Here is a 10,654-nt window from a genome sequence, read left to right as displayed (position 1 = left end):
GCGAGCTCGCGGGGACCCACCGGTTCCGCATCCTCAAGATGCGGCGCGCCGCCGCCTACTGGATGCTCCACCGGTGCGGGTGGCCGGGCTCCTGGGGGCAGGCGAAGACATTGAGTTCGCCCCACCGCCCCACCGTGACCTCGGTGGGCCGGGCGAACAGGTGCGTGGGCAGCCCCAGTTCTTCCACCGGCTTCCAACTGCCGCTACCGCCGTCCCACTCCGAGCTGTCGACGGTCAGCAGCAGACGCATGGGCGTGGAGCAGTCCAGGCAGTTCATGGCGTACGGATCGGTGGCATGCCACGAGGCGAAGCCGCCGGCGCGCCACCCCGGCGGGATGGACAGGTCGTACTGATAGGCCACCGAGGCGCCGCCGTCCTCGTCCTCCGACTCCTCGGCTTCCTCCTCCAGCTCCTCCTCCCAGGCGTCGATCCGGGCGCACAGGTCCTCCGGGAGGAGCCCGGCGAACGGATAGGTGGTCACCTGCTCCGGATGCAGCACGCACGGCTCGGGCACGTACCCCTCGTAGCCGACGACCTGCGGCTCCGGGGGAGCGGTCATCACCTCGGCGACCTCCCACGACCGGCGCCAGCGCAGGTCGAGCAGCATGCCGTGGCCGGTCGGGCCGTGGGCGTCGAAAGGACACCAGAACACCTGGAGTAGATCGCAGTCGTCCGGCCCGGCCGGCAGGTCGGGAACGTCCCTGCGATACAGCTGGGCAAGCCCGATCAACGGCAGAGGACCATCCGCGGCAGCCTCCGGGACACGGTGCTTCCGCCCCAGCCGCTCCAGCAGCTCCCGCTCCTCATCGGTAGGACCGGGGTCGGACTCACGAGACCACGCCGCAGCGAGCACCTGCCGCTGCCGATGGACATCCGCCGGGCGCACGCCACGCGTGGCGCCGTGGGCCTCGGTGCACACCGGCCACGCTTCGCCGGCCGGCCACAGCAACGGACCACCCACGGAACTCTCCGCCACGCCGGGGCGGCCCGGGCGCGGATGGAGCCGGGTGGTGGTGCCCCGGTAGGCAGCCAGATCCGGGAAGAGCGCCTCGACATCGAGCGGGCGCGGCGGCGTGGTCCTCGACATGCCCCGACCCTAAGACACCCCCCCGACCACCGTGACGCACCCCCTCGTGAGCCCGCTCGGTCGCGCAGTCGGCGCAGACATCCCCGTGGCGTCGAAAGTCCTGTTGTTGGCGTGGCCGGTCCTTGGCCGTGTGGTGGTCGACTGCGTAGTTTCTTGATCGTTCTCGGGTCGGCCGGATCGGGATGGTCGGGACCGGCCGGAACAAGGTGCTCCGCCGCGCCATCCGCCCGTCTTCCGGAGCGATGCGACGCCGCGGCGGATCCGTAGCCCTGAGCCGTTCTGCATGTCTTGCTTGGCCTATTCCTGTGGGGGGAATCATGAGAGAGTCACCGCCGTCGTTCTGGAGCCGGCGCCGGATGGTCACCGCGCTGGCCGGAGCGGCAGCCGCCCCGGCCCTGCCGTCGGTCCTCGGCTGGGGAGCCGCGCCCGCGCACGCCGCCGAGGGGAGCGCGACGAGCACGGGCAGCCTGCCCGAGACCGACCGCGGCAAGGCCGTATGGGCGTACAAGACCGGTGGCCGTGCCGTGCGTGAGGCCGCGGCCGCCGCGCTCGTCGGTTCGCCCGCGGCGGTGTCGAAGTTCCTGACCACCGACCTGCCGGTCGCGAAGGCGGACGACAACCGCTTCGCCCTCATCGCCGCCCTCCCGTTCGCGGACAAGTCGGTCCGTGAGTCGGCGAGCAACGCCCTCTCCGCCGGTGACGACGCGATCGCCGCCTTCGTGCGCGACGGATTCGTCCAGCCGGTCGCGACGGACCTGCGCGCCGCGGTGTTCACCATCTTGAACAACAGCGGTCCCGGGGTGAAGCGCGAGGCCCAGCGGGCCCTGGACGCGGGCACCGACGCGGCGCTGCGGAAGTTCCTCGACCAGACCCAGGTCACCGCTCAGCAGGAGGACGAGCGCGTTGCCGTGTTCACGATCCTGGGTACCGCGTCGCCCGAGGTGAAGAAGTACGCCGAGCGGGCGCTGAGCGACGGGTCGCCCGCCGCGATCCACCAGTTCCTCGTGTCCGGGCAGTTCATCGCCCGTGCGCGGGACGAGGAGAGCGCCACGATCGACCAGCTGGTCGCGATCGTGGAACGGGAGGGCAAGCGGGCCAAGCTCCAGACGGAGCAGGCCGTGGTGGCGTCCAACCGCGCGAAGGAGGCCGCCGAGCGGGCGAAGGCGGCGGCGGTGAAGGCGGCGGCGGAGGCGGCCGCGGCGCAGAACGACGTGGCCAAGTCGGCGCAGGCCGCGAACGATGCCGCGAGCGCGGCTCAGGGCGCCGCCGACGCGGCCAACACCGCCATATCCGCGTCCCGTACGGCGCAGTCGGCGTCGAGCCGGGCCGCGCAGGCTTCGCAGGCGGCGGCAGCGGCGGCGGCTTCGGCGGGCAGCGCCGCGTCGCGTGCCTACAACGCCGCCATCGCCGCCTCGAAGGACGCCTCCAAGGCCTCCGCGGCGAAGCAGGCGGCGCAGGGCGCCAGGGACGCGGCCGGCCGTGCCCGTACGGCCGCCGCGGCCGCCGACCAGGCGGCCATCGCCTCCCAGGAGGCGTCCTCGGCCGGCTCAGCCGCCGCGAGCGCGGCCCAGAACGCCGCCGCGGCCGCGAACGCGGCGGCCTCCGCCGCTGCCTCCGCCGGTGTGGCCAAGACCCAGTCGGCGCGGGCGAAGCAGGCGGCCGCCGAGGCCGACGCCGCCGCGGCGCGGGCCACAAAGGCCGCGGGCACCGCCAGGACGCTCGCGGACCGGGCCGCGAGCGCCGCCCGGCTGGCGAGGGACGCGGCCAACAGCGCGGCCACGCACGCGGAGAAGGCAGCCGACGCCGCGGACGACGCGGCCGCGAACGCGGGCAAGGCCATCGAGTACGCGAAGCGGTCCACCGCCTACGCGGAGGCCGCCGTGCAGGCCGCGACGACGGCCTCCGACGCCGTCAAGGAAGCGCAGGCCGTGGAACAGGCGGCCCGTGCGGCGGAGACGGCCCGGATCGCCGAGGACACCGAGCTCGGTGTCCAGGAGGCCCGCCGTCAGGCCCAGTCGGAGGCGGAGGAGCTCAGCCGGGCCGCCAGGGAGCGCACGCAGGCCGACAGGACCGGCAGCGAGATCAAGGACCTGATCGCCGCCGCCGGTGTGGCCCTGCGGGACGGGGACACGGCCACGGCGGTGACGAAGGGCCGTGCGGCGGCCATCGGACTGCTCACCTCGCAGGGCACGTGGTCCCGGCAGGCCGCCGAGTTCGCCCTGGCCGGCACGGACCACGACGTCGTCAACTGGGTCGACGCCGATCGTCTGCTGGCCGAGCGCCAGGACGACCGGGAGACCGTCCTGGCGCTCGCGAAGGCGGGCACGGCCGACATCGCCGAAGCCGCCCACGCGACGCTGGCGAGCGACGCCCCCGACGCGGCACGCGACTTCCTCACCACCGGTGTCATCGAGGCCGCCGCCACGCAGAACCGTGTCGCGGTGTTCGCGATCCTGAACCAGTCGCCGGGCAAGGCCGTGAAGGCCAAGGCGGACGCGGCCCTGGCCGACGGCAGCGCCATGGCGCTGCACCGCTTCCTCACGCTGGATCTGGCGGAGGCGGTGAAGGAGGACGACCGCACCGAGGTGTTCACCCTCCTCGACGCGGGCGGCCCCTACATGAAGTCGGCCGCGCAGATCGTCCTGGAGGGCACCGCCTTCATGCGGCGGAACTTCGTCATCCGCGACAAGTTCAACGTCGCCCGGCTGGACGAGGACCACGCCACCCACGTGGCCGCCATACGCGCCGCCATCGCCCACGCGGCCAGGGTCGCGTCGCGGGCGCTGGTGGACGCGGCGCTCGCCTCCAAGGCCGCCGCCGACGCCCGCCAGGCCGCCGCCGACGCGTCGTACTGGGCGGCGAAGGCGGACGGATACGCGCAGGACGCGGCGGACTCCGCCACCCTGGCCAAGCAGCACGCCGACGCGGCGGACGCCTCGGCGGCCGCGGCGGCCCAGTCGGCCGCGAAGGCCGCCAAGGCGGCGTCCGTCGCGCAGGGGGCGGCCCGCTCGGCGAACTACTCGATGCGCCAGGCGATGTCCTCCGCGGTGCAGGCGGTCTCCTCCGCGACGTCCGCGCAGTCCTCGGCCAGCAAGGCGCAGGCCTCGGCCGCCCAGGCCGGGCAGGACGCGCAGGCGGCGGCGGCCGCGGCGAGCGGCGCGCAGCAGATCGCCGTGGCCAAGCGCAAGGCGGAACTGATCGCGGCCGCACTGCAGGCGGCGCAGCAGGCCCGCAAGGACCAGTCGAGCGGCACCTGCCCTTCGCAGACGCCCGAGAGCGACAAGCCCTGGTACGTGGACTGGGGCCTGTGGCCCGGGGACACTTCCAGCGACGCCGACTGGGCGTCGGTCACCGGTCACTGGAGCACGCTCGCCGGTTCGGCCTCGATCGCTCTCGGGGCCGCGGCACTGGTCCCGTCGCCCGCCTCCCCTGTCCTGGGGACGGGGGCGGTCGTCTTCGGCGGTGCCTCCGTCGCCCTCCAGGGGACGAGCGCGTACTTCACGGGGCAGGCCTACGGCTGGGACGACCAGCGGTTCCACACCGCGCTCGGCCTCACGGTCCTCGGCGGGGCGTTCTTCGGAAAGGGCCGGCTGCTCAACAAGTTCGGCCTCGCCGAAACCGTCGGAGCCAAGGTCTCCGGCCTGGCCGAGGACATCACGACCACGGTCATCGGCTGGGTGACCTGGTAGCACGGACGCGCGCCGCGCGAGGCGGAGCCGCACGGGGGGCTCCGCCTCGCCGGCCGGGCCTCGCGGCCTGGCGGCGGCCCCGAACAACTGTGAGGTCCCCATGCTGACTTCCTCCCTCCCGGTCGAGGGCTGGTGGGCGGTCGCCGTACTCTCCGGCACCGCGCTCGGCATCGCCGCCGCCTCGCTGACCGTGACCTGGAAGCACAGGATCGCTTCGCTGGCCGTCCCCGTGGCGACCGCGGCAGGCATGGCCGGACAGGCCGCCGCACGTGGCTACGAGGCCAAGGAAGCCCTCTTCCTCTTCACGCTCCTGTCCCTGACGCTCACGGTCATGCGGCTCGTCTTCGCCCCGTGGATCACACGCCAACGGGCGCTGCAACGGGCCGGCGTCCAGCCCGACGGCAACGTCAGGAAGCAGACGGCCGTCTTCCTCGCCACCTTCGTCGCCGTCCTGATCGCCGTGGGCTTCCTCCTCGGCTGACGGCGACCCCGTCCGGCTGCCTCCAGCCCCCCTTCTCGTATTCATTCTCGTAAGGAAGAAAAGAAATGAAGCTCATTCATCGCGTCATGGCCATGGGTGCGGTGGCCGCCGCATGCATCACCGGCGCCGTCACCGTGGCCCACGCCACGGAGCGGACGGATTCCGTCGCCGCCGTCGCCGTCGACGTACCGCCCAGCGCCGTGGAGAACTTCGGCTACCCGGACGCCGCGAGGATCGAGACCGAGCTCGGCATCGTCCTCAAGAGCGGCGACGGGCACATCACGCTCGCCGACTGCTCGTCCGCCACCGGCCTGCTCGAGGTGTACTCGCGGACCAAGGGCAAGATCTGCTTCAGCACGGTCGGGTCCGAGGGCCGCCTCGTCCTGGAGATCCCCACGGTGTACGGGATGAAGGGCAGCTCCTCCCACCAGGCGCAGGTCTCCCTGACGGCCGACAACAGCCGGCAGGACATCACCGTGGCGGCGGACGAGTGGAAGGCCGTGGGCGAGAGCGCGGACCCGCAGCGCCGCGACCACGTGCTCGTCGGCATCACCACCTCCCGGTAGCGACACGCCGCCGCGGCCCGGCCGCCGGCACCACGTCGCAGCCACCCCGACATCTTCCGAAGGAACATCCATGACCACCAAGCGTTCGCGCTCGATGTGGGCCCTCGGCGCCGTCGCCGTGCTCGCCAGCACCGCGGCCATCGCACCCGCCAGCGCCCTCAACGGAACCGACGCCCCGGCGCAGCTCAACTTCACCGCCAAGATCAACGTCGGTGACGACGTCGCCTGCACCGGCGTCCTCGTCTCCCAGCGCTGGGTGCTGACCGCCGCCACCTGCTTCGCCGCCGACGGCAAGCCCGCGGCGGGCAAGCCCGCCGTGGCCACGACGGTGACGGTCGGACGCACCGACCTGACCCAGACCACCGCCGGTGGCACCCGAACCGCCGTCGAGCTCGTCCCCCACGCAAGCCGGGACCTGGTCCTGGTGAAGCTGAACACCGGCATCGCCGGCGTGAAGCCGGTCGCCCTCGCCGCCACCCCGGTCACCGCCGGCGAGAACGTCCAGGCGGCCGGATTCGGCCGGACCAGGACCACCTGGGTACCCGACACCCTGCACACCGGCGCCTTCACCGCCGACGGCGACACCACGGCGAACGTCTCCCTCACCGCCTCCGGCGACGCCCTCGTCTGCCAGGGCGACGCCGGCGGGCCCGTCCTGCGCACCACCGGCCAGACCACCGAACTGGTCGCCGTCACCAGCAGGTCCTGGCAGGGCGGCTGCCTCGGCACCCCGGCCACCGAGACCCGCACCGGCGCCGTCGCCACCAGGACCGACGACGTGAGGGCCTGGATCACGAGCACGGCGACCCCCGTGCCGGGCGACATGAACGGCGACAACAAGCCCGACCTCGTCGCGATCGAGGACACCGGCAAGCTGTGGCTGTACCCGGGCACCGGCACCGGCGCGCTGGGGGCGCGGGTGCAGATCGGCAGCGGCGGATGGAGCGGCGCGTCGGTGACGCACCGCGGCGACTGGACCGGTGACGGTGTCGAGGACGTCGTCGCCGTCGTCGCCGGTGAACTGCGCGTCTACCCCAACCGCGGCGACGGCACGCTCGCGGCACCGATCAAGATCGGCACCATGTCCACCGCCGCCAGGATCGTCGGCGTCGGCGACACCGACCGCGACGGACAGCCCGACCTCGTGGCCACCTACGACGACAAGCTGTACCGGTACAAGGGCACCCGCGGCCCCGCGCCGGCCGTGGCCGCCCCGGTCCTCATCGGCACCGGCGGCTGGAGCCAGATGACCCTGACCGCCCCCGGCGACGCCGACAAGGACGGCACGGTCGACCTGCTCGCCCGCGACACCACGGACGGCGTCGTACGCCACTACATGGGCCAGACGAACGGAACGTTCGCCAGCTGGACCGAGTACGGCCACGGCTACACGACCACCACCCGCCCCCTGATCGCAGGCGCCGCCGACGCCAACCGCGACGGCATCGCCGACATGTGGGCCACCACCGACGAGGGCACCCTGAGGTTCTACAAGGGCGGCTCCTCGATCCACGGCCCCATCGACGGCCCGAGCGTCGAGGTCGGCACCGGCGGCTGGGGCACCATCAAGTCCATCAGCTGACACAACCTGCCGCCCCGCCGCCGCGCCCCGGTCCTCCCGAGGCGCGGCGGCACCGCGAGAGCCAGGGATCGGCCCCCGGGGCGCGGCCGGACCGAAGCGCTTCGTCCGGCGGCACGAACGGGGCAGGTCCGCTTCGTCGTCGCGGCCGGATCCAGGGCCTGATCGGCTGCCTAGGCTGGTCGTACGCTCAGCCGACGACCAAGGACGGTTTCCATGACGGCAGCAGTCGAACCCGCGCGTTGGCACCATCTGCTCAGCGCGTCAGCGGCCAAGTACGGCGTCCCCGGCGCGTCGCTCGCCTTCTTCCACGACGGCAAGATGCACGAGTTCGCCACCGGTGTACTCAACCGGGACACCCAGGCCCCCGTCCGCACCGACTCGCTCTTCCAGATCGGCTCGGTCACCAAGGTGTGGACGGCCACGCAGATCATGCTGCTTGTGGAGGCGGGCCGGCTGACCCTCGACACTCCTGTCGTCGAGGTCCTCCCGGACTTCCGGGTGGCGGACGCGACCCTCACCAAGTCCGTGACCGTACGGCATCTGCTCTCGCACACCTCCGGCATCGACGGCGATCTCTTCCTCGACACCGGCCGGGGTGACGACACCCTGGAGAAGTACGCCGAGGCGTGTCGCGAGCTCACCGCGATCCACCCGCTGGGCGCGACCCAGTCGTACTGCAACTCGGGCTTCTCGGTGCTCGGCAGGATCATCGAGCAGCTGACCGGCAAGGTCTGGGACACGGCACTGCGCACGCAGATCATCGAGCCGCTGGGGCTCACCCACACCGTGACACTCCCGGAGGAGGCACTCCGCCACAGCGCCGCCATGGGACACGAGCAGGACGGTTCCGTGGCCCCGGTGTGGGGTCTGATGCGTTCCGTGGGACCCGCCGGGCTGATCTGCGCGCGGGCATCCGATGTGGTCAGGTTCGGACAGGCCCATCTCACCGACGGGCTGCTCCGCCGACCCGAGGCGATGTGGGACGCGCAGGTCACCGTGCCGTGCCCGATGCCGTTCGCAGCCGCCTGGGGTCTCGGCTGGATGCTGGACACCCTGTCCGGTCACAGGGTCGTCTCGCACGGAGGGAACACGATCGGCCAGTCGGCCATCCTCTGGGTCGTACCGGAGCGGGACTTCGTCGCCTGTGTCCTGATGAACGGCGGAGACTCCTCGGGGATGCAGCACGCGATGGCGACCGGACTCTTCGGCGAACTGCTCGGCATCGAGGTCCCCGCCGCCCGCCGGCCCCCGGCCACCCCGGTCGCCGTCGACACCGCGCGGTACACCGGGGTGTACGAGAGCGTGGGCAGCAGGGTCACGGTGAGCGCGGCCGGCAGCGGCGGGCTGCGTCTGCGGATGGAGGCCAAGGGGGCTCTCGCCGGTGTGACGCCGGTCAGGGAGTGCGATCTGGTCGCCGTGGGCGAGGGAACCATGATCGCCCAAATGCTCGACGGGGGGCCCTGGATGCCCATGGCCTTCTACGAACTGGCCGACGGCTCGCCCTACCTCCACCTGGGCGCCCGGGCCCTGCCCAAGACGGCCTGAAGCGGTAGTGCGCTGACCGGTACTCCTCACCACGGGCAGGCGTGATGTCTGGATACGCGCATTACCGCGACCTCATGACGAATCGGCCGCACCCCTCGCTGCGACGGATCGTCGAGGACCTGGGCAGCACCGTGCTCGACGTCGTGGTCGCGCCTCCCGGTGATCTCGAAGCGGCGATCACCGGTGTGCACATCTACGATCCGCTGGACGAACTGCGGGTGAGTCCCGGCACGCTCCTCCTCGCCCTCGGGGTCGAGGGCGGCGAGCGGATTCGCGCCCTGACGAGGGCGGCGGCACCCGCCGCCGCCCTCGTCGTCAAACAGCCGGTGGAACCGGACGAATCGATGCGCCAGGCGGTGGCCGATTCCGGAGTCGCCGTGCTGGGCCTCGCTCGTGCCGCCTCCTGGGCCCAGATCGCCGCCATGCTGCGCGCCCTGCTCTCCGAAGGGGATGTCGCCGACCCGGACGACGGCCTGCCCGGCGATCTCTTCGTGCTGGCGAACGCGATCTGCGCGCTGCTCGACGCACCGGTCACGATCGAGGACCGGGCGTCCCGGATCCTCGCCCACTCCGGCCGTCAGGAGGAAGCCGACCCCAGCCGGGTCGCCACCGTGCTCGACCGCCAGGTGCCGGAGCGCATCCGCCGGATCCTCCACGAGCACGGCGTCTTCCGGCAGCTCGACCAGCGCAGGGAACCCCTCTTCGTCCACCTGGAGGAGGAGGGCATCCGGCGGACCGCGATCGCGGTCCGCTCGGGCGACGAGATCCTCGGGTCCATCTGGGTCGCCTCACCCGAACCCCTGGACTCCCAGCGCGCGAGCGCGCTCACGGACGCGGCGAAGATCGTGGCCCTGCGACTCCTGCGCGAACGGGCCGGTGCCGACACCCGGCGACGGCTGCGGGCCGACCTGCTCTCCACCGTCCTCGAAGGCGGTCCCGGCGCGCCCGGGGCCGCCGCCCGGCTCGGTATCGCCGACGGCGAGCCGGGCGGCGTGTGCGTACTCGCCGCCCAGCTCGCCGATGACGGCACCGCGCACACGGACGCCGACCGGCAGCGCTTCTGCGACGCCCTCGCGCTCCATGTCGGCGCCATCCATCCCCGTTCGGCCGCCGCCGTCATCGGCACGGTGGCGTACGCCGTACTGCCTCTGCCGCAGGGCCGGCCGGACGACGAAGGCACCGAGCGCAGGGCCGTCCGGGTGGCCGCGAACTTCCTGGCCCGGATCGGCGTCAGGTACGCCGCCCGCATCGGTGTCGGCCGCCCGGCCGCCACACTGGCGCGGGTGGCCCGCTCCCGCGCGGACGCCGACCGGGCGCTGCGCGTGCTGACCTCGCACCAGGACCCCAACGCGGCCGCCGGCTACACCGAGCTGCACATCGAGTCCCTCCTGCTCCAGCTCGGAGACCTCGCGACGATCCAGGAGCATCAGCCCGTCGGCCCGTACCGCACCCTGCTCGCGTACGACAGCGAGCACAACAGCGATCTCGTCGCCACGCTCAGCGCCTACCTCGACGCCCTGGGAGACGTCCCGACCGCCGCGGCGCGCATGCATGTCCACGCGAACACGTTCAGGTACCGGCTCAAAAGGGTTCTGGAGATCAGCGGTCTCGATCTGGACGACCCGCGGCAACGGCTCGGTGTCATGCTCCAGATCCGCATCTTCGGTCCCCGGCGCTCCGACCGGGAAGAGGGCCGGTGAGCAG

At 72.7% G+C, this 10,654-nt stretch carries 7 protein-coding genes; 6 read left to right on the top strand and 1 reads right to left on the bottom strand.

All coding sequences use genetic code 11. From position 1 onward, the window contains the following. Positions 1 to 55: 55 nt before the first annotated feature. Positions 56 to 1,087, bottom strand: a complete 1,032-nt coding sequence (locus ABTZ54_RS33095) for a hypothetical protein (RefSeq protein ID WP_351670653.1) — start codon at positions 1,085 to 1,087, stop codon at positions 56 to 58. A 317-nt stretch (positions 1,088 to 1,404) separates the two neighbouring features. Here ABTZ54_RS33095 and ABTZ54_RS33090 point away from each other — a divergent pair, with 317 nt between their 5' ends. The 6 genes from ABTZ54_RS33090 (at position 1,405) to ABTZ54_RS33065 (ending at position 10,650) form a co-directional block, all read left to right on the top strand. Beyond that, positions 1,405 to 4,776, top strand: a complete 3,372-nt coding sequence (locus ABTZ54_RS33090) for an ALF repeat-containing protein (RefSeq protein ID WP_351670650.1) — start codon at positions 1,405 to 1,407, stop codon at positions 4,774 to 4,776. Positions 4,777 to 4,876: 100 nt separating this feature from the next. Beyond that, positions 4,877 to 5,257: a hypothetical protein gene (locus ABTZ54_RS33085; RefSeq protein ID WP_351670648.1), complete on the top strand. Its 381-nt coding sequence runs from the start codon at positions 4,877 to 4,879 to the stop codon at positions 5,255 to 5,257. A 65-nt stretch (positions 5,258 to 5,322) separates the two neighbouring features. After that, entirely contained in the window at positions 5,323 to 5,823 is a 501-nt protein-coding gene (locus ABTZ54_RS33080) for a hypothetical protein (protein ID WP_351670646.1), read from the top strand. A 70-nt stretch (positions 5,824 to 5,893) separates the two neighbouring features. Beyond that, positions 5,894 to 7,405, top strand: coding sequence for an FG-GAP-like repeat-containing protein (locus tag ABTZ54_RS33075; RefSeq protein WP_351670643.1), 1,512 nt, complete (start codon positions 5,894 to 5,896; stop codon positions 7,403 to 7,405). Between the two features lie 213 nt (positions 7,406 to 7,618). Next, complete coding sequence (locus tag ABTZ54_RS33070) at positions 7,619 to 8,950, top strand: serine hydrolase domain-containing protein (RefSeq protein ID WP_351670640.1); 1,332 nt, start codon at positions 7,619 to 7,621, stop codon at positions 8,948 to 8,950. A 74-nt stretch (positions 8,951 to 9,024) separates the two neighbouring features. After that, positions 9,025 to 10,650, top strand: a complete 1,626-nt coding sequence (locus ABTZ54_RS33065; protein ID WP_351670638.1) for a PucR family transcriptional regulator — start codon at positions 9,025 to 9,027, stop codon at positions 10,648 to 10,650. Positions 10,651 to 10,654: the final 4 nt, after the last annotated feature.

The organism is Streptomyces sp. NPDC094032, from assembly GCF_040303965.1.
GTDB lineage: Bacteria > Actinomycetota > Actinomycetes > Streptomycetales > Streptomycetaceae > Streptomyces.
The sequence above is the reverse complement of the archived record's forward strand: the minus strand, read 5'-3'. Positions and strand labels throughout refer to the sequence as shown.